Consider the following 19568-nt stretch of genomic DNA (forward strand, 5'->3'; position numbering starts at 1 on the left):
GACATGCGCCGGACCGACACCCGCCGGGCGGCCTGACTATGCGGCGGCGCCTCGCCGCCGCAACGCTGCCGCCAGCCCGCGCACCTCGTCCAGGGCGCCCGCCACGCCCTGCTCGGCCAACACCTGCGCCAGCCGCGAACCCACCACGACGAGATCGGCATGCCTGGCGACGAGCCGGGCTTCGTCGGGCGAGCGCACGCCAAAGCCCGCGGCCACCGGCAGCCGGGTATGCGAACGCAGCCGCTCCAAGTCCTGGGCGATGCGGCGCTCGTCGGGCAGGTCCGCACCCGTCGTGCCGGCCAGCATGATGTGATAGACGAAGCCGCTGGCGTCGCGCAGCAAGCCCGCCAGCCGCGCGTTCTCGGACGTCGGCGCGGACATGCGGATCAGATGCAGGCCATGCGCACGCGCCGCGCCGCCGATCTCGTCAGCGTGTTCAAGCGGCAGGTCGATGATGATCAGGCCATCCACGCCCGCCGCGGCCGCGTCCTCGATAAAGCCGTCAACGCCACGCCGCAGGATGGGATTCAGATAGCCCATCAGCACCACGGGCGTATGCGCGTCCGCCTCGCGGAAATCGCGCACCAGGGCCAGCGTGCGCCTCAGGGTCTGGCCGCCGGCCAGCGCGCGCACGTTGGCCTGTTGCAGCACGGGACCGTCCGCGACCGGATCGCTGAACGGCATGCCGAGTTCGATCACGTCCGCGCCCGCCGCGCCCAAGCCGCGCAGCAGCTCCAGGCATGCGGCGGGATCGGGATCGCCCGCCGCAAAATAGGTCACCAGCCCACTGCGGCCGGATTGGCGCAGCGCTGCCAAGGTTCGATCAAGCCGGGTCATGCCGCCACCTCGCCAAATTGAGTCACCGTGTCCATGTCCTTGTCGCCGCGTCCGCTCAGGCATACGACGAGAATCTCGTCACGCCCCATCCGCGGCGCCAGCTTGCGCACGTAGGCCAGCGCATGCGCGCTTTCCAGCGCGGGCAGGATGCCTTCCTTGCGCGTCAGCCAATGGAAGGCCGATACGGCCTCGGCGTCCGTGACCGACACGTAGTCCACGCGTTTGCGATCATGCAGCAAGGCGTGCTCGGGACCGACGCCGGGATAGTCGAGGCCGGCCGATATCGAATGCGCGTTGACGATCTGGCCGTCTTCGTCCTGCAGGTAATAGCTGCGACAGCCGTGCAGCACGCCCTCGTAGCCCGCGCTGATGCTGGCCGCGTGGGCCCCGCTGGCCAGACCCAGCCCGCCGGCTTCCACGCCGTACAGGCGCACGTCCGCAAGCTCCAGGAAGGGATAGAAGAAACCCATCGCGTTGGAGCCTCCGCCCACGCAAGCCACCATGGCGTCGGGCATGCGGCCGGTCTTGGCCGCGATCTGCTGGCGCGTCTCCTCCCCGATCACCTTCTGGAACTCGCGCACCAGCCAGGGATAAGGGTGCGGTCCGGCGCCGGTACCCAGCAGGTAGTACGTGTCGGCCGGGTGGGCGATCCAGTCGCGCAAGGCCTCGTTCATGGCGTCCTTCAGCGTGGCGGTGCCGGCATGCACCGCGCGCACCTCGGCGCCCAGCATGCGCATGCGGCGCACGTTGACGGACTGGCGCTCCATGTCCTCGGCGCCCATGTAGACCACACACTGCAGGCCGAACAGGGCGCAGACCGTGGCGGTGGCCACGCCATGCTGTCCCGCGCCGGTTTCAGCAATGATGCGGCGCTTGCCCATACGGCGAGCCAGCAGGATCTGCCCCAGGCAATTGTTGATCTTGTGCGCGCCGGTGTGGTTGAGGTCTTCGCGCTTGAGGTAGACCTGCGCGCCGCCCAGCTCCTCGGAAACGCCGCGGGCCAGGAACAGCGGGCTCGGCCGGCCCACATAGTCGGCCAGCAGGCCGCGGTAGGTCTGCCAGAAGGCTTCGTCCGCCAAAGCCGCCTTGAACTGGCGTTCGAGTTCGTCCAGGGCGGGGACCAGCGTTTCGGGCATGTAGCGGCCGCCGTAGGGGCCGAATTGGCCTCGGCTGTCGGGCGCGGCCGGATGGATGGCGGATGGCATGGGCAAGTTTTCCGTGACGGGATAGAGATAACTTGCCTTATGCTATCTTCACAAAAAATTAATTTGAATCAATGATTTATTTCCCATACATGTAAGGCCAGCTAACAGCCATGCGACGCCTGCCGTCCCTCAATGCCCTGCGCTTCTTCGACAGCGCGGCTCGCCAGGCAAGCTTCACGCTGGCCGCCAAGGAACTCTGCGTGACCCACAGCGCGGTCAGCCAGCAGATCCGGCAGCTGGAAGACTGGCTGGGCTGCGCCTTGTTCGAGCGCCGCGCCGGGCGCGTCCACCTGACCGCGGCGGGCCTGGACCTGCAGCGCGCCGCGCATGATGCCTTCGATCTGCTGGAGCGCCGCTGCGATGAACTCAGGCGCGGCTCGCAGCCAGCGGAACTGGCGGTGGGCGCGCCCGCCAGCTTTCTTTCCAACTGGCTGATCCCGCGGCTTGACCGGTTCGAAGCCCTGCATCCGGACATCCGCATCAGGCTGCAGACAGCCGCCGACGCCGCCCTGCTGAACACGCAGCGCGTGGACGCGCTGATCCTGGCCGGACGCGCCTGGCCGCAAGAATGGGATGTCACGCCGCTCTTCGCCGAAACCATAGGTCCGGTCTGCACCCCGGCCCTGGCCGCGCGTATCCGCAGCGCGGCCGACGTGCAGGACATGCCGCTGCTGCACACCAGTTCGCGGCCCGACGCCTGGAAGGATTGGGCGGCGCGCCAGGGCATCGCGCTGACGCCACGGCAAGCCGGGCGCGAGTTCGACCATCTGGGCCACATGCTGGAAGCCGCCGCGGCCGGGCTGGGCGTGGCCATCGCGCCGGCGGTGCTGGTGGAGGCCGAACTGCACCGAGGCAGGCTGGCCGCGCCGCTGGGCTTCGTCGAAAGCGGCGCGGCCTTCAGCCTGTGCCTGCGCAAGGATGCGGTCCGCGCCGACGCCGCGCACGAACGCCTGCGCGACTGGCTGCTGGCCAGCGCCGGCGCGAACTGATGCCATCCACGCAACGCGCGCAAACCGGTTACGCTTGCGCGCCGAACCACACCGCCGAAACATATCCATGAAAAAGCTCTGCGCGATATTGGGCCTGGTGGTCCCCACGCTGGCCAGCGCCGCCTACAGTCTTTCCGCCACCGAGGCCGCGGTGCTGGAAGCGGTGCTGCGCGACGAGCTCGACACCTACCTGCAAGGCGGCAACAGCCTTATCGGAGCAAGGCTCGGCCTGCCCGCGGCGACCGCCGAAACCGTGTCCCGGGCCTATGCCAACGGCCCGACCGCGCGCTTTCCCGCGTCGCTGGATATGAACATGCTGATCGCCGGCCCGATCGATGCCGGCAAGCGTAGGGACGGACAGGCCGTATCGTTCGCCACCGCCGGATCGCCGACGGTCCGGGCGCATCTGCCCGCCGGCCTCACGCCGTCCGCGCACCTGGCCCTGGCATGCCGCCGCATGCAGTGGGTCGACCATTCCCCCACCTTCATGGACTGCCGCGACGCGGCCCCTGCCGGCAAAGCGGAAGCCGCCCGCCTGAAGCGCGACCTGGACGACTTCTACCTGGGCAAGCCGACCGACATCCAGGTGTCCCAGCTGGCCGTCAATATATCGGTGTACGCCAGCCTGCTTGCGCCCGGCCACGGCTGCCCGAAGAACATCGAGACGTGCCGCCAGGCCATCCAGGGCGTCGACGGCGCAAGCCAGAGCAAGCAACTGCCGGCAATCGTGCGGCGCTTCCAGCAGGCGGGGCTGGATCTCAGCCCGTACCGGGGCGACAAGGCGGCAACCGCGCCGGCTCGCTAGCGCGCGCAGTGGGCCGTGCCGGGCCGCGACCGAGCTTACGAAGCGGCCTGTACCGCCCCCATTTATTGCAATTCCGCGCCGCTATACTGGTCTCACCTCAATACCCTTTACGCGCCGCGCCTTTTCTGCTGCGCCCCGTTATGCACGTCTTGTTGGCCATGCTGCGCCCCGTTGGCCGGGCGCTATTCTGTACCGTCGCCACCCTGCTCTGCGCCCAGGCCTACGCCGCACCACCGACGCTGGCGCAATGCCATGGCATCAAGGATATGGCTTTCGTCGCCCACCTGGACGACGACCTGCTGTTCATGAACCCGGACATCGCCTCCAACATCCAGGCAGGGGGCTGCGTGCGGCTGGTCTACCTGACCGCCAGCGATGCCGGCGAAGGCGAAAGCTACATGCTGGGACGCGAACGCGGCGTGCGCTCCGCCTATGCCTACATGGCGCATCAACCGGACGAATGGAAGGAAGACTCCGGCACCGCAGGCGGACGGCGCATCGCGCGCTTTACCCTCAAGGGCAATCCGCGCGTGCAGCTTTGGCACATGCGCCTGAAGGATCCGTGGCTGGGCAAGGGCTGGGGCAGCCTGACGCCGCTGAGCCGCACCGAATCCGTACCCGGACAGAACGTCGACACGCTGGGCCCCTATGCCGAGTCCTACACGCGCGAACAGTTGATCGACACCCTGGCCGACCTGATCCGCCAGTACGCGCCGACCACGGTGCGCCACCTCGACGACACCATCGCCGTGCCTTACACGCAGCTGTGCTGGCGCTGCGCCGGCCACGGCCATCCCGACCATATCGCCAGCGCCCGGCTGGCGCGCGAAGCCATGCTGCGCGCGCCCGGCAACTACGCCGAGATGGGCTATGTCGATTACCCCAGCCAGGAACGCGCCACCAACCTGACCCAGGCGGAGATCGCCAGCAAGTCGCTGATCTTCCAGCACTACGCCTGGAACGACTACCACTATTGCGCCGGCCCCACCGGCTGCAAGGAACCCGCCGGCCCGGCGGCCGCCTGGGTGCAGCGCGCCTATTACGTGTCGCGCCAGGACATCGCGCCGCAGCTCTACCCGGACGGGCGCGGCGGCATGGTGGTGTTCGCCGCTGGCGAAACCAATGGCGCGGTGAACCGTTGGGACACCGGTGAGCGCCGCTGGCAAAGCCTGGGCGGGCGCACCAGCGGGCCGCTGGTCTCGTTCAGCCATACCGATGGCACGGCCGGCCTGATGGCGCGCGACCCGCTGGGCGGCGTATGGGCCAACAAGCAGCGCCATGACGGCACCTGGCAGGGCTGGCAGGCGCTGGGCGGCCTGCGCGTGACCCAGATCCCGGCCGTGGCGCCGCGCGGCGAGGCCGCCGCCGTGGCGCTGGGCTACGACGGGCTGCTGCACTGGATAACCCCGTCCGGCATCGACGGCAGCTGGGGCGCCTGGCAGGACCTGCCGCCGCTGGAAGGCGTGACCGGCTCCCCGGCCGCGGCGCTGGGAGGCGACGGACGCTACATCATCTTCGCGATCACCGGGACTGGCGAGCTCTACTACACCCGCCAACTGCCTGCCGCCAAGAGCCAGCTCCCCGAATGGCAGGACTGGCGCCGCGTGCCCGCGCCCCAGGCCGCTGGCGGCCTGGCGGCGATCCGCAATCACCAGAACCGCGTCGAACTCTATTTCCGCCAGCGCGGCAACAACCACCTGACCCGGCTGATGGAGACAGGCGACACCACCGATCTCGACATGGACTGGGGCTCTCCGACCGACATGGGCGTGCCCTACATCGGCCGCCCGGCCATCAGCGCCGATGCCAGCGGCAACGTCATGGTCGCGCTACTGGAACGCGCCGGCGGACAGCTCTGGCTGGTGGAGCACGGCAGGCCGTCCAAGCTGGACGCCCAGGCGGCCTCGCCGCCCGCGCTCAATCTGGTCAACGGCACGCTTTACATCGTCGCCCGCGCCACCGGCGGCCCGCAGCGCTACGAGGTGCTGTCGCGCCACGATGGCAACTGGACCCGCGGCGTCACCCTGGAGGGCGTGCCATCCGCTGGCGGCGGCCCCTTTGAAACCGTGGCCGCGCGCCCCATCGACCTGCCCAAGCTCGGCGCCAATGACGCCAACAAGGCGGCGGTGGTGCGCCCCTCTGCCGAGGATCCCGGCACGCTCAGCGTAGGCCGCATGCCGACGCAAGCGTCCCAGGCGGCGACGCCGACCACGGTGCGGTGATGATTTCGGTTCTTGTCATCCCTCGTTACCGGAGGGAAAATCCCGCCTAGCCGCGGGGTCCGGCCCGCGCGCGCCAAGCGCCATGTCGCCGCAAGGGGGGAACCGCAAGTGAAGGATGCAGTCCAGTACCAGACTCACACCCCCACCCTGCTCGAACCCGACCCCTCGTCGGACTGGCTCTACCACTGCGCGATGAGCCTGCTCAAGCTCCCCGCCGACGACGCGATCTCCGAACAGCTGGCCTACATGGGCGAGACCTCGGACGTGGACCGGTCCTGGATGATCGAGTACCGCCCGGACATGCTGCGCCTGCGCAATACCCATGAATGGTGCCGCGGAAAGACCGAGCCCTTCGTCGCCGAACTCCAGGACGTGCCGACCACGCTGATCGCCTGGCTGCACAAGTTCATGGTCAAAGGCCAGGCGGTCGCGATCCACGACGTCAACGACCTGCCCCGCACCGCCCGCGCCATCCAGGTCGAGTTCCAGCGTCAGGGCAACAAGAGCGTACTGAGCGTGCCGGTTTTCCACGACAAGAAGCTCTACGGCATCATCGGCTTCGACACCACCGTGCGGCACCGGACCTGGTCCGCCGACGAGGTCCGCGCCCTCTACCAATGCGCCAACCTGATCGGCCAGGCCAAGTACGGCAACAGCCGCGAACGCGGACGCACGCCACGCTACGACAGCGCCACGTCCGTGATCTATCTCAGCATGCGCGGCGTGGTCCGCGGCGTGCAGCCCGAAACCATCGTGGGCGTGCGCTCGGCGGGCAACTACAGCGAGATCTGGCTGGAAGACGGGTCGATGGTGCTGGACTCGCGCGCGCTCGGCATATGGTCGACCCTGCTGCCGGAACAGACCTTCTTCCGTGTACACCGCACCGCCATTGCAAACGCATTGCATGTCATGGACGTGGACCGCCGCAGCGTCGACAAGTGGTTGATCCGGATGCGCGCCGTGGACGAGACCTGGCCGGTGTCGCGCTCATACCGCAAACCGCTGCGCGAACGCATGGGAATCTGAACCGGGCGAGCCTGCGAAATATGCAGTTCGTCATGCCGGCATGTTGTTTCGTCCTGCCGCAAGTGGCCGCGCAACGGGTTTTTGGGATCATCGCAGGCAAAGGAACAGCCGTTCCCACAGTCCCGCAAAGAGAACCGCATGCTGACATCCCGCATCCTGCCGCGCATCACTTCCCTAGCCTTGAGCGCCGCCTGCGCACTGGGCGCCAGCCAGGTCCGCGCGGCCGACCTGGCGCTGCAGGATGCCGTCTCCATGGCCGGCATGCAGCTGTACCTGAACTCGGGCGCGCCGGGACTGATCATCGCGGCGGTGCGCGGCGACGAGGTCGTGATTCAGGGCTATGGCGAAACCGCGCCAGGCAGCGGCGTCGAACCCGACGGCCGCTCCATTTTCAGGATCGCTTCTGTATCCAAGGTGTTCGCGGGCGACGTATTGGCGGCGCTGGCGGCCAAGGACAAGCTCAAGCTGACGGATCCCCTGGCCAACTATGCGCCGGAAAACGCCAAGGTCCAAGCCAACGGCCGTCCGCTGACCCTGCTGGACCTGGCCACGCATTCGGCCGGCCTGCCGCGTGAACTGCCCAACCCCGACGCCAAGCCCTCCGACAATCCGTTCGCCGCGTTCGACCGCGCCTATTACTGGAAGTGGGTCGGCAGCCACCAGCCGGCCTACGTGCCCGGCACCACCACGCTGTATTCCAACCTGGGCTTCGGCCTGCTGGGCGATGCGCTGGCCAAGGCCGGCGGCGCGGACTATTCGACCGTGCTGGCCGACGAAGTCCTGAAACCCGCCGGCATGACCGACACCACCAATGCGCTGAGCGACGCGCAGAAAAAGCGCCTGATGACCGGCCTGGATCCCTTCGACAAGCCCGATCCCAATGCCCCTGTGCCTGACGTGATGTACGCCAGCGCCGGCATCTACTCCACCGCCGACGACATGGCGCGCTGGATGCGCTGGCACCTGGACGGCGCCAAACAATCGAAGCAGGCGTCGTTGCTGGCGCACACGATGTGGCTGCCCTATGACGGACTGAAGTCCGTCGTAGGCACGGAAGTCACCGATGCCGACGGCATGGGCCTGGGCTGGGTGGTGACCCTGCCGCGCAACGGCACGCCCTTGCTGCTGGGCAAGAGCGGCGGCCTGGGCGGCTTCATGTCCTACGCCGTGCTGTCGCCCAACCGCGGGCTGGGCGTGTTCGTCGTCGCCAGCCGCGTGAACTTCGCCATGTTCAACAACATCCATTCCCAGGTGCGTGAACTGGCGGCCGAGTTGGCGCGGTGAACGGACCCCGCCGGCCGCTGCGCCAGGCCGCAGCGGCCGCGCTGCTGGCCGTGGCCGCGCAAGGCGCGTGCGCGCAGGAAGCCCGGGATATCTTCAAGACGGAGATCTTCCTCACGCCCTACAGCGAGCTGGGCGAGGGCGGCGAAACCTATCCGCGGCTCAACGGCCGCTTCCTGCTGATGACCGGCTATACCGGTTTCTTCGGCGTGCAGGACGACAACGGCCAGCTTCCCCGCTCGCACTGGAGCAGCGTGCAGCCCACGGCGGAGGCGGCCCTGGTGCTGCAGCTGACGCGGCAGTTTTCGATCCGCACCAAGGCGACGTTCAACTCGTCCACCAACGACACCAAGGACAATGCGTTTTCCGACCTGGGCGTGAATCTGGACAACCTGTTCGCCGCCTATACCGCGGACAACTACGCGCTGTACGGCGGCAAGATGGACCTGGGCTTTGGCGACGCCTGGCACGTGATCGATGGCTTATACACGGGCTTCAACGAGAACTCGGAATTCCGCGGCTCGATCGGGCTGGGCGGGCGCTACACCCTGGATACCTCGGGCCGCGGAACGCACTCCGTGGCCGCCATGCTGTTCAAGCGCGACAACACCGCGATGAACCGACGCTTCAGCCTGGACGGCGGCCTCATCGGGCCCGATCAGCCACCGATGTTCAGCGACCAGTTGAAGTCCTTCATCCTTTCCTACGATTTCCGCGATCTGCCCGGACTGGAAGGACTGTCGGGCGGGCTGGACGCGGGCCGGCTGCATCTGGATCCGGATCAAGGGAAAAGCGCCAACACGGTGTCGGCCCGGCTGCGCTACGACGCGCCGCTGGCCAACTCGTGGAATCTCAGCTGGTTCAACGAAGCCACTTATTCCAGCGCCTTTCGCGGCGCCCCCGTGTCCAACGGCAACGGCGTGACCTCGGTCTCGTTGTCGCGCGACCGCTGGCAGCTGACCGCGACGGCCGCCGTGCGCAAGCTTTCCGGCAACGGCCAGAAGCTGGCGCAGCATGGCCTGCAAGACGACACGGATTGGGGCATTTCAGGCGCGGTCACCTACGTCACCCCCATGGGATTCATCGTGCAGGCCGGACTCACGCATCAGCGCGACCAGGCCCTGCGCATCAACCAGGGCGTTTTCCGCATCGCTTACCAAGCAGGATTCTGAGGCCATCATGAACCGCAAACACACGCTCGTCACCGGAGTCATCCTTCTTGCGCTGGGCGGCGGCACGGCCGTCTGGTCGCAGCCCGTGCCCATCGCCAGCGCGCCGAATCCGCCCGCGGACGCCGTCGCCATCCCGCCTGGCAGCAAGGAACGCGCCGTGCAGGAACTGCCGCAAATCGTCGCGGACATCATGCGGCGCAGCCAGGTGCCGGGCATGGCCGTGGCAGTGGTCATCGACGGCAAGACCGTGCTGGCGCAGGGATACGGCACGCGCGAGGCTGGCAAGCAGGCGCCGGTGGATGCGCAGACCGTGTTCCAGATCGCATCGATCTCCAAGTCGCTGTCGGCGACGGTGGCGGCGATTGAAGTATCCAGGGGCCGCGCCTCCTGGGACGATCCGGTCTCGCGCTATCTGCCGGACTTCAGGCTGAGCAACGCCTATGTGTCCGAACGCGCCACGATCGGCGATTTCTTCGCGCACCGTTCCGGCCTGCCGGGCACGGCGGGCGACGATCTCGAAGACCTGGGCTTCAGCCGCGGCGACGTGATCGCCCGCCTGCGCCTGCTGCCGCTGGACGCCTTCCGCACGTCCTACCACTATGCCAACTTCAGCACCACCATCGGCGCCGAAGCGGTGGCCAAGGCCGCCGGACGCCCCTGGGAGCAACTGGCCGACGACCAGCTTTTCAAGCCCTTGGGCATGAAGTCGACCAGCTACCGTTACGGCGACTTCGAGGCGCGCGGCAATCGCGCCGTGCTGCACGCCTACCAGCACGGCCGCTTCGTGCCCGCGGGCCAGCGCAACGCCGATCAGCAGGCGCCCGCGGGCGGCGTGTCCTCCACCGTCGTCGACCTGGCGGAATGGCTGAAGCTGCTGCTCGCGGACGGGCAATATCAAGGCAAGGCCTTGATCGCCCCCGGCGCGCTGTTGCCCGCGCTCTCCCCCCAGGCATTCAGCGCCCGCGCGCATGACCTGGACTCGCGCTCCGGCTTCTACGGCTATGGCTTCAATGTCAACACGGAACTGGGTGGACGCCCTTCAATGGGGCATTCCGGCGCCTTCCTGATGGGAACGGGAACGACCTTCCGCATCGTCCCTTCGGCCGGCATCGGCATCGTGGTGCTGACCAATGGCGCGCCGGTGGGCGCGGCCGAATCCGTCGCGGCATCGTTCACCGACACCGCCTTGTACGGCAAGCCCACGCGCGACTGGTTCGCGGCCTACAACGGCGCGATGAAGGCGTTCTTCGAACCCCAGGCCGATCTGTCCGGACAGGCCGATCCCGCCAAGCCCGCAGCTTCGAAAGCGCTGTCGCAATACACCGGCAGGTTCGACAACCCCTACTACGGCCCCGCCGAGATCCAGGAGGCCAACGGCGCCCTGACCCTGGTGCTGGGACCCAAGGGCATGCGCATCCCCTTGCGGCACTGGGACGGCGACACCTACGCTTTCGCGCCCGTGGGCGAAGCCGAACTGGTTGCCTCGCTGGCGTCCATCGTCTTCAGGATGGACCAGGGACGGGCCCAGGGCTTCGACATCAAGTTCTACGACGACAGCGGCCAGGGCCGCTGGGTTCGCAAGTAGCCGCCGCGCCCCGCCGCGCCGCCGGCTCAGAAGCGGTAGGCGGCGCGCAGGGTCAGGGACTGGTCGCGGTATTCCCCATTGCCGCGCAAGGCATATTCCGTCTTCAGCTCCACGCCCTTGGGCGTGACGTATTCCAGGCCGGCCGCCAGGTTGCCATAGGTCCTGGGCATGCCGGAGCGCAGCGTGAAGGGCGTCGCGCCCGCGCCGCTGAGCTGCATGGTGGTCACGACGTCGCCGCCGCTCAGAAAGCTCATCCCGCCGGCCACGTACGAGCGCAAGGTCGCGCCGCTGGCCAGGTCCTTGCGCCCGCCCAGCTCCACCATGGGCGAGGCCATGAACGAGGTCGTGTCGTTGCCGCGCACCTTCAGGTTCAAGGCGCCCGCGCCCTGTTCGCTGTAGCCCTCCTGCCGGATGTGGTTCACGTCCAGATCCACATAGGGCCGCAAGTACCAGGACGGCTGGCTGAATTCGTAGGCGGTGCGCAGCCTGGCCGCCAGAAATGACGATTCCGGCTTGCTCTTGGCCGTGCCGTCCAGCGTGCCGCGCGACATCCTGCTCTTCTCCACGCCGCCATGCACGGCAAGCGAGACCTGCCACGGCGCATTGTTGTACTTCAAGGCCAGGCCGCCCGCGTAGGTGTCGCTATTGCCCGAGAAGTCGGCGGCCGACGTGGTCTTGCCGTAGGCATAGCTCAACGAACCGCCCAGGAACCAATTGGTGGCGATCTCGCGCTGCGCGCCCAGCGTGAGCGTGCTCTGGCGCACGCGGTAACCCTCGTCGTCCGAGGTGGACTTGCGTTCGGTCCAGTTCGTGTCCAGGCGGGTCCAGACGCAATCGCCTTCGCGCAGGATCGTGCTTTCGCCGACGAACGCCGGGCAGCTCATCATCCGGTTCATCGACGCGTAGGAGGCATGCATCTGGTTGGCGGCGCGGGCGAACTGGCCGTCGTGGGCGATGCGGTTCAGGGCGTCGCGGTACTGGTCCGCGCTCTGGACGCCCGTGAACTTGTCGAAGGTGGAGGCATCGCTTGCTTTCCCCTGGTTCCAGAGCGCCTGCAGGGAATTCGCGATCCTCGCGCGATCCGCGGTGAGCGGAAACGCCGCAGGCGTGAAGTTGGCGTCGACGGAAATGAGCGGGTCGCGCAGGCCGCCCGCGCCATTGTTCTTCAGCGCGTAGCTGAACAGGGGGCTGTCGCTTGCGGTCGCGGGAACGCTGGTTTGCGCGGCGTCGAAATGGCCTATCCCCAGCCATACGTTCTTCACGGGATTGCGCAGCACCGGCTTGACGGTGCCCGCGAAGGTCGAAGCGCCCGCTACCGAAATGAAGTCGCTGTCGTGGCCGCCGAAATTCAAGTCGGGCCGGTAGGTTCCCGTATGGTTCAGCGCGCCCGTAATGCGCGTGGTCGTGTACACGCCCGGTCCGCCCGGATTCAGGATGCCGGCGCTGTCCAGGTCGCCCTGGAAGCGGGCGCCGCTGTACAAAGTGCCGCCGGTGTTGTTGTGAAAGATGCTGCCGCTGCCCAGGAGCACGTCGCCCGCCACGATCCCGTTGTTGTTGACGACGGCCGCGCCGGCCACCTCCATGGCCGTCCTGGCCTGGATGACGCCGGCGTTGGTGATGGTGGCGCTGGCAAGTGGCGTGATCGCCAGGATGCCCGTGCCGGATGCGCCGCTGGCGCTGACCAGGGCGTTCTGGCCCAGGTTGATCGAGATGGCCCGGCCTCCGCCATAGGCGCCATTGCTGATGGCAACCACGGCCGGCGAATTGGCGCCGGTGGCGACCACCTGCGCCGCGTGGCCGATGTCCACGCTTACCGGCCCACCATAGGCCAGTTCGTTGCCGGGTGTGCTGTACTGGTAGAGGTTGCCGTCCTTGAGCACGCCGCCCCCGCCCACGCTCATCGCCAGGATCGCAGGCGCGTTCGCGCCCGAGGTCTGGACGGTGCCGCCCGTGCCGATAGCCACGTTGACCGCGCCGCCATTGCCCTTGCCGCCGGTCAGGCCGGCGTTCTGGATCAGGCCGGTCGTGTATTGCGCGGATGACTGGTCGCCCGCCAGCCCCCCGCCGCCGCCCACGCTCTGCGCCAGTATCCCGGCGGCGCCCTTGCCCGAGGTCGCGATCAGCCCCGCGATGGACAGGTTGACGGCGTTGCCGTCTCCGCCTTGCGCGGGAGACGAGACGGGCTTCAGCGTCACCAGGCCGGGCTGCGTTGCCAAGCCGGCGATGCCGCCCCCGCCGCCTATGCTTTGCGCGACGACGCCGTGCGAATTGACGCCGGCCGTAACGATGCGTCCGCCCACGTCCTGCGTCACGCTGACCGCGCCGCCCGGTCCCTGCATCGGCGAACTGGCGCCGAACGTGATGTTCACGGCATTCGCAGCCGGCCCCGTGCCGCCATCCAGCGTGACCAACCCGCCGCCTCCGCCGATACTCTGCGCCAATATGCCGAAAGACAGCGCGCCGCTCGTGGCGATGCTGCCGCCCGTGTTCGTGACGTTGACGTTGCCCCCGGCGCCGGTGGCGTTGCCCAGGAAGGCCCCCATGCCGGTTTTCGCGGTGCTGCCCAACTGGATATCGACGCCGCCAAGGGACGCGCTGGACGACGCCGCCGCCATGCCGCCGCCTCCGCCCACGCTCTGCGCCATGATCCCCGGCGCCCACCAGCCCTGCGTGGCGACGCGGCCGGTATTGTTCGCCACGCTCACCGCGCCGCCGGATACCTGGACCAGGTTGAATCCGTTGGTATTGGACGGATACTCGCCGCCCAGGACGACTGCCAAGGTAGCCTGCTGCTGGATGGCGGCAAGGCTGGCCTTGCGCAGGGCGAGCATGCTGACGCCGCCCCCGCCGCCCACGCTTTGCGCCACGATACCGGCGGAGCCGCCCGCGTCCGTCGAGAGAACGCCGCCATGAACGACGCCAACCGCCCCGCCCGTGCTGGTCGACACGCCCTCCCCGGGGTCGCCGCCCAGCGCGACGGTCGCGGCGGTCTGGCTCCACAGGAACAAGGGCTGATCGACCACCGATATGCCGCCGCCCCCGCCCACGCTCTGGGCCAGGATGCCGGGCGCCTGACGGCCCTGCGTGCCGATGCGGCTGGTGGCGGCGCTGGCGTCCACCGTCACTGCGCCGCCCGCGCCGCTGGCCCCGTCCACGCCGCCGTTGCGCACATTGATCAGGGACCCCAGCAGCGATCCGCCCTTGGTTCCCAGAATGCCGACGATGCGGGTGATCTTGTCGATGATCTCGGGCGCCTGGCTGCCGGCGCCGGCCGAGACCACCGCCTGCAGGTCCTGCCCGCTGGCCGCGCTTCTGCCGCCGCCACCGCCTATGCTCTGGGCGACGATGCCAGCCGAACCGCTGCCTTGCGTGGCGATCGTTCCCGTGTTGGTGACGATGGCCGGATCGGACGCGCTCCCCCCGCCCATGCCGGCCGCGCCGCCGTTGCCGCCAGTCTGGTGGGTGATGCTGGTCTGAGGCAGCGCCACCGTATAGAGGTCCTGCGCGCCGGACGCGGCGGCATTGATCAGCGCATCGATGCTGGACAGCAGGGTGGATGCCCCGGCCGAATCTATCGCCCCGCCATTGCCGCCACCGCCGCCGATGCTCTGCGCCAGGATGCCCGGCGCCTGGTCTCCCGCCGTCGCGATGGCGCCGTCGTTGCGCACGTCGAATGCGCTTGCGGCGTTCCCCGCGCCACCGCTGCCACCGGTCGCGACCCCGACGGACAGGCTGACGGCCTTTTTGAAGGCCAGTTCCGGACCCTTCTCCAGCCAGTCCGCCGCCTTCTCCAACAGGCCGGCCAGGCTGCCCGGCGCGCCCAGGATGTCATTGAAACTGGCGGCGTCGTGCATCTGGACGATGCCCCCATTCCCCCCGCCGCCGCCTATGCTTTGCGCGACGATCCCTGCCGCCCCCGCCCCCGCCGTTGCGATGACGCCAGTCGCCGCATTGCCGACCTGCGCGCGGCCGCCGCTGCCGCCTTGCCCACCCTGTCCGCCATGCCGCACGGACAGTTGCAGATCGATTCGCGTGTTGCCTATGACCGGCGTCTTGACTGGCGCCAGGACTCCGCCGCCATTGCCTCCGCCGCCGCCAATGCTCTGCGCCACCACGCCGTTGCCTTGCGCGCCCGAGGTGCGGATGCCGCCTTCATTCGTGATCCGCGCCGTGCCGCCATCGCCGCCTCCTTGTCCCGCGCCGCCGTTGGACACCGCGACCGTGACGGCGCCGCTCGGGTTGTCGCCCAATTGCGGCGCGATCGTGACGACGCGGGAATTCGCCAGTCCGCCGCTGCCGCCCCCGCCGCCTATGCTTTGCGCCAACACGCCATTGCTGTGCGCGCCCGCGGTCGTGATCGTGCCCTGGCGGGCCTGCGTGAACAACACAGTGCCGCCGGAGCCGCCGCTGCCGCCCTTGCCCCCGGTAGCCACCGTCACGTTCAGCCCCACGCCCACGCCGACCGCATTGGCCGATCCGCCGCTGCCGCCTCCGCCGCCTATGCTCTGGAGTATCACGCCGGATGCGTTACCGGCCCGGGTCTGGATCCTGCCTTGCGAGGAAAATTGGATCAGGCCGCCGTTGCCCGCCGCGCCGCCCGTGCCGCCGATGGCGACCGACGCGATCACGCCGGTGCTGTTGGCGTCGCCGCCCACGCCGCCACCGCCGCCTATGCTTTGCAGCAGCACCGCGGCGCTGTTGTCGCCCGAGGTATCGATGCCGCCGCTGTTGGCCATGGCGATACCGCCGCCCGAACCGCCCGTGCCGCCATGCCCGCCGCCCACGGCGATGATGCCGTTGCTGGACGAGGCTAGCCCGCCGCCGCCGCCCGCGCTGTTGGCGATCACGGCGGCGGCGTCGTTGCCAAGGGTGCTGATGGCGCCTGCGTTCGTGATGGTGATCGCCTGGCCCGCAAGCGCGCCCGCGCCACCGTTGCCGCCTTGTCCGAACGCGCCGCTGGCGCCGGCCGGACCGCCTTCCCCGCCCAGCACGCTGGCCACGATGCCCTTTGCGCCGACGGTGCCGGCGGTTCCGGTCGTGATCTTGCCGGTATTGGTGATCGTGACCGCGCCAGGCGATCCGCCCGCGCCGCCATTGTGTCCCTCGGCCCACGAGCCATGGCCGCCATTGCCGCCGTTGCCGCCCTGGGTCAGCACGTAGACGCCAATGCCGCGATTGCCGTTGGCCTTGATGGTCCCGCCGTTGGCCATGGTGACCGAGCCCGCGTTGCCGCCTGCGGCGGCTTTGGTGTCGGTGCCGTTGGCGGTCGACGCATTTCCGCCGATGGAGCGGGCGATCACGCCATACACGCCGTCGCCCAGCCCGGTGACGGAAGATCCTGCCGACGCGGTAAAGACGACGCTGGAAGCATCCCCGCCGCGGCCTGAATCGCTATGTCCGCCAAAGTCGCCCGTGTGTTCGGCGGCGCCGCCGTTGCCGCCCGACGATATCAGGCCCACCGCCGCGCTGACGTCGGCCGGCCCCGGCCCGCGCGCGGTCACCGATGTCGTGCCCTGCAGGATCACGGACGCGGCGCCGCCATTGCCGCCGTGGCCGGACGTGTACGCGCCGCTGAAGCCCTTTGCGATGGCGCTATCAGTCCCCGACCCTCCCCAGGATTGGACGGCGACACCGAAACCGGCGCCGACCACGTTGGCATTGTTCAACGTGACTCGCGCCTGGTGTCCGTCGCCGCCTATTCCGTAGCCGCCATTGGGCCCGTCAGCGTTGCCCCACAGGCCGCCATTGCCCCCCGCGGAATACAGATCGATCCCGCGGCCGGCGGCATTGACCGTGCTGGCTGCCAAGGTGTAGTCGATGATCCGCCCGCCGCCGCCATTACCGCCCCAATGGTTGGGGTCCGCGTCCCTGCCGTTGCCGCCCTTGCCGCCGCTGACGTCGATCAGGATGCCGGTCTGGCCGGATGCATTGGCGCTGATGCGCTGATTGCTGTCCGTCTGCACGAAGTCGCGCTGCCCCCACTGGCCGTCATGGCCGTTGTCGGGGTGGTCGCCGCTGGAACAGCAGGTGCCGTCAGCGCCGCGCAGTTCATAGGACAACGGTGCCGACTGCGCCCAGGCCGGGCGTCCGAATACGTAAACGGTGGCAATCCCCGTCTGCAGCAGCAGGGCCAGCCAGGTAAGCCGCAAGCCGTGGCGGACTGGCTTGGTAGTATCTTGCGGGGAGATCATGGCGGCGGCTGCGGCGAAATTGGGCAAATTGAGAAATTCGCCGTTCGCCGCGCGCCGTACAAGTCCCGGATGACGAATCAACCATCCGGGCTGATGAGTCGCCGCTCCCGGCCCTATTTCGAATCCCGCACCGCCGCGACCATCTTGATCTCCACCGCCAGCCCGGGCCGCGCCAGCGCCGCAACGCCCAATATGGTCCAGGCCGGGAAGTCGGAACGCATGTACTTTTCCTTCACCGCGCGGAAGCCGGCAAGGTCGGCGCCGACGTCGACGTGATACGAGACCAGTTCGACCGCGTCGGTAAAATCCAGGCCCAGATGGCAGAGCACCGCGGCGATGCGCTGGAACGCCAGGTCCGCCTGCTCCACAGCCGATTCGGGCAGCGAGCCGTCGGCGCGCAAGCCGATCTGCCCGGCGATGAAAACCAGCCCGTTGGCCGTGACCGCAGGCGAATACTGGAACAGGTCGAAAATGCGGTTGCCGCCAAAGACGGGATCGTCATCGGGAAGGCGCAGACGCTCGATCTTGCTCATGGAAGTCCTTGTGCAACGCGGGCGTTGCTTATTGATCGGATTTGCAACTCTACTAGGGAACGTCGCGATGTCCACCTCCCCCGCCGACAACGTGATCGCGCTGTATCGCGAACATGCCGACGCCTTCGAGAAACTGCGCGGCACGCAGCTGGTCGAACGCGCCTGGCTGGAAGCGTTCCTGGACCTGCTGCCCGGCCCCGCTCCCGAAGTGCTGGACATAGGCTGCGGCACCGGCGTCCCCATCGCCCGCCACCTGATCGAACGCGGCTGCAGGCTGACCGGTGTGGATGCCTCGGACGCCATGCTTGCGCGGGCAAGAGCCTCGTTCCCTGATCACAGCTGGATTGAAGCGGATATGCGCCACCTGCCACCCTTGGGTCCCTTCCACGGGCTGATCGCCTGGCACAGCTTCTTTCACCTGCGGCCCGAAGACCAGCGGCCCATGTTCAAGACCTTTGAACGCCTCGCCGCGCCGGGTGCCGCGCTGATGTACACCAGCGGAACGTGTCTGGGGGAGGCCATTGGCCAATTCGAAGGCCAGCCGCTCTATCACGGCAGCCTAGACACCGCGGAGTACCGCGAGTTGTTGCGGCAGGCCGGCTTTGAAGTGGTACGCCACGTGGAAGGCGATACGACCTGCGGCGGCGCGAACATCTGGCTGGCGCGGCGGCGCTGATAAAACCTTTGAGTTACATCAAGGTTTGACCGGCGTACGACGTCGAAAAACCCCGCCCCTGCGCCATAATCAGAATGCCGCGGCCCTTCCAGGGCCGCGCGGGGCCTACCCGGCCTTTTCGGTTTCCCTTACCTCGATCAGGCGGACCCGGCATTCATGCAAAGACTTATCCTCCCGCTACCCGGCAACGAAGGATTCGCCAAGCGCCTTGCCGCCCTGTGCCAAGGCGAACTCGGCGCTGTCGAAACCCGCCGCTTTCCCGACGGCGAAAGCTATGTGCGGCTGCATGGCGACCCGCAAGGGCGCGCCGTCGACATCGTCTGCACACTGGCCCGGCCGGATCCCTGCTTTCTCAGCCTGATCTTCGCGGCCGACACTGCGCGCGAACTGGGCGCCACCGAGGTCAACCTGATCGCGCCGTATCTGGCCTACATGCGCCAGGACAAACGCTTCCAGGACGGCGAAAGCGTCAGTTCGCTGTCGTTCGCGCGCCTGGTGTCCGCGACCTTCGACCGCCTGCTGACGGTCGATCCGCATCTGCACCGGCATCCGTCGCTGTCGGCGCTGTACACCATCCCGACCACCACGCTGCATGCGGCGCCGCGGCTGGCCTGCTGGATTGCCGGCAATGTGCAAGCGCCGCTGATCGTCGGCCCCGACGAGGAAAGCGAGCAATGGGCCGGCTCGATCGCCGCGCGCATCGGCGCGCCGCACGTGGTGCTGCGCAAGACCCGCCGCGGCGACCGGCAGGTCGACATCGAAGCTCCCGATCTCTCCGCCTGGCGCGACTACACGCCGGTGCTGGTGGACGACATCGCCTCTTCCGGCCGCACCCTGGTGGTGGCTGCCGGCAAGCTGGCGGGCATGCGGCCGCCGCAATGCGTGGTGGTGCATGCGCTCTTCGCCGAAGACGCCTGGGCGCAGGTATCCGCCTGTTTTGAACGCGTCGTTTCCACCGACGCCGTGCCTCATCCCAGCAACCGCATCGAACTCGCGTCCCTGCTGGCCAACGCGCTGCTGCGCAATCTGCGCGATTGATCACCCGA

Annotated in this window: 13 protein-coding genes; 9 read left to right on the top strand and 4 right to left on the bottom strand. The window is 68.3% G+C overall.

All coding sequences use genetic code 11. From position 1 onward, the window contains the following. Positions 1-36: 36 nt before the first annotated feature. On the bottom strand, positions 37-837 hold the full coding sequence (trpA, locus tag ACZ5YA_RS16295) for a tryptophan synthase subunit alpha (RefSeq protein ID WP_464092775.1): 801 nt from the start codon (positions 835-837) through the stop codon (positions 37-39). Then, on the bottom strand, positions 834-2042 hold the full coding sequence (trpB, locus tag ACZ5YA_RS16300; protein ID WP_059378668.1) for a tryptophan synthase subunit beta: 1209 nt from the start codon (positions 2040-2042) through the stop codon (positions 834-836). The genes trpA and trpB overlap by 4 nt, the downstream gene beginning before the upstream one ends. Positions 2043-2152: 110 nt before the next feature. Here trpB and ACZ5YA_RS16305 point away from each other — a divergent pair, with 110 nt between their 5' ends. The 7 genes from ACZ5YA_RS16305 to ACZ5YA_RS16335 all read left to right on the top strand — a co-directional run bounded on the left by ACZ5YA_RS16305 (position 2153) and on the right by ACZ5YA_RS16335 (position 11122). Then, the gene (locus ACZ5YA_RS16305; protein WP_464092776.1) at positions 2153-3031 is read left to right on the top strand and encodes a LysR substrate-binding domain-containing protein; all 879 of its coding nucleotides are present in this window, start codon (positions 2153-2155) and stop codon (positions 3029-3031) included. Between the two features lie 67 nt (positions 3032-3098). Further along, a complete protein-coding gene (locus ACZ5YA_RS16310; protein WP_464092777.1) occupies positions 3099-3836 on the top strand; it encodes a hypothetical protein in 738 nt (245 codons plus the stop codon). Between the two features lie 140 nt (positions 3837-3976). Beyond that, positions 3977-6058: a PIG-L family deacetylase gene (locus ACZ5YA_RS16315; protein ID WP_118931289.1), complete on the top strand. Its 2082-nt coding sequence runs from the start codon at positions 3977-3979 to the stop codon at positions 6056-6058. Positions 6059-6166: 108 nt separating this feature from the next. Further along, complete coding sequence (locus ACZ5YA_RS16320; RefSeq protein WP_240633169.1) at positions 6167-7084, top strand: GAF domain-containing DNA-binding protein; 918 nt, start codon at positions 6167-6169, stop codon at positions 7082-7084. 138 nt (positions 7085-7222) lie between these two features. Next, positions 7223-8368 carry a D-alanyl-D-alanine-carboxypeptidase/endopeptidase AmpH gene (gene ampH, locus ACZ5YA_RS16325; RefSeq protein ID WP_464092778.1) on the top strand — a complete coding sequence of 382 codons (1146 nt, stop codon included), beginning with the start codon at positions 7223-7225 and terminating at the stop codon, positions 8366-8368. After that, complete coding sequence (locus ACZ5YA_RS16330; RefSeq protein WP_240633171.1) at positions 8365-9537, top strand: hypothetical protein; 1173 nt, start codon at positions 8365-8367, stop codon at positions 9535-9537. Before ampH ends, ACZ5YA_RS16330 begins: the two co-directional genes overlap by 4 nt. Before the next feature lie 7 nt (positions 9538-9544). Continuing rightward, positions 9545-11122: a serine hydrolase gene (locus ACZ5YA_RS16335; RefSeq protein ID WP_464092779.1), complete on the top strand. Its 1578-nt coding sequence runs from the start codon at positions 9545-9547 to the stop codon at positions 11120-11122. 26 nt (positions 11123-11148) lie between these two features. On the opposite strand, the gene ACZ5YA_RS16340 is transcribed toward ACZ5YA_RS16335, so the two are convergent. After that, on the bottom strand, positions 11149-17313 hold the full coding sequence (locus ACZ5YA_RS16340) for an autotransporter outer membrane beta-barrel domain-containing protein (protein WP_464092780.1): 6165 nt from the start codon (positions 17311-17313) through the stop codon (positions 11149-11151). Between the two features lie 113 nt (positions 17314-17426). Further along, positions 17427-17846, bottom strand: coding sequence for a RidA family protein (locus ACZ5YA_RS16345; RefSeq protein ID WP_464092781.1), 420 nt, complete (start codon positions 17844-17846; stop codon positions 17427-17429). Between the two features lie 67 nt (positions 17847-17913). On the opposite strand from ACZ5YA_RS16345, the gene ACZ5YA_RS16350 reads away from it, so the two are divergent. Next, positions 17914-18522: a class I SAM-dependent DNA methyltransferase gene (locus ACZ5YA_RS16350; protein ID WP_464092782.1), complete on the top strand. Its 609-nt coding sequence runs from the start codon at positions 17914-17916 to the stop codon at positions 18520-18522. A 156-nt stretch (positions 18523-18678) separates the two neighbouring features. Beyond that, a complete protein-coding gene (locus tag ACZ5YA_RS16355; RefSeq protein ID WP_118931294.1) occupies positions 18679-19560 on the top strand; it encodes a ribose-phosphate pyrophosphokinase in 882 nt (293 codons plus the stop codon). Positions 19561-19568 lie beyond the last annotated feature (8 nt).

Source organism: Achromobacter sp. JCM 18799, assembly GCF_055395645.1.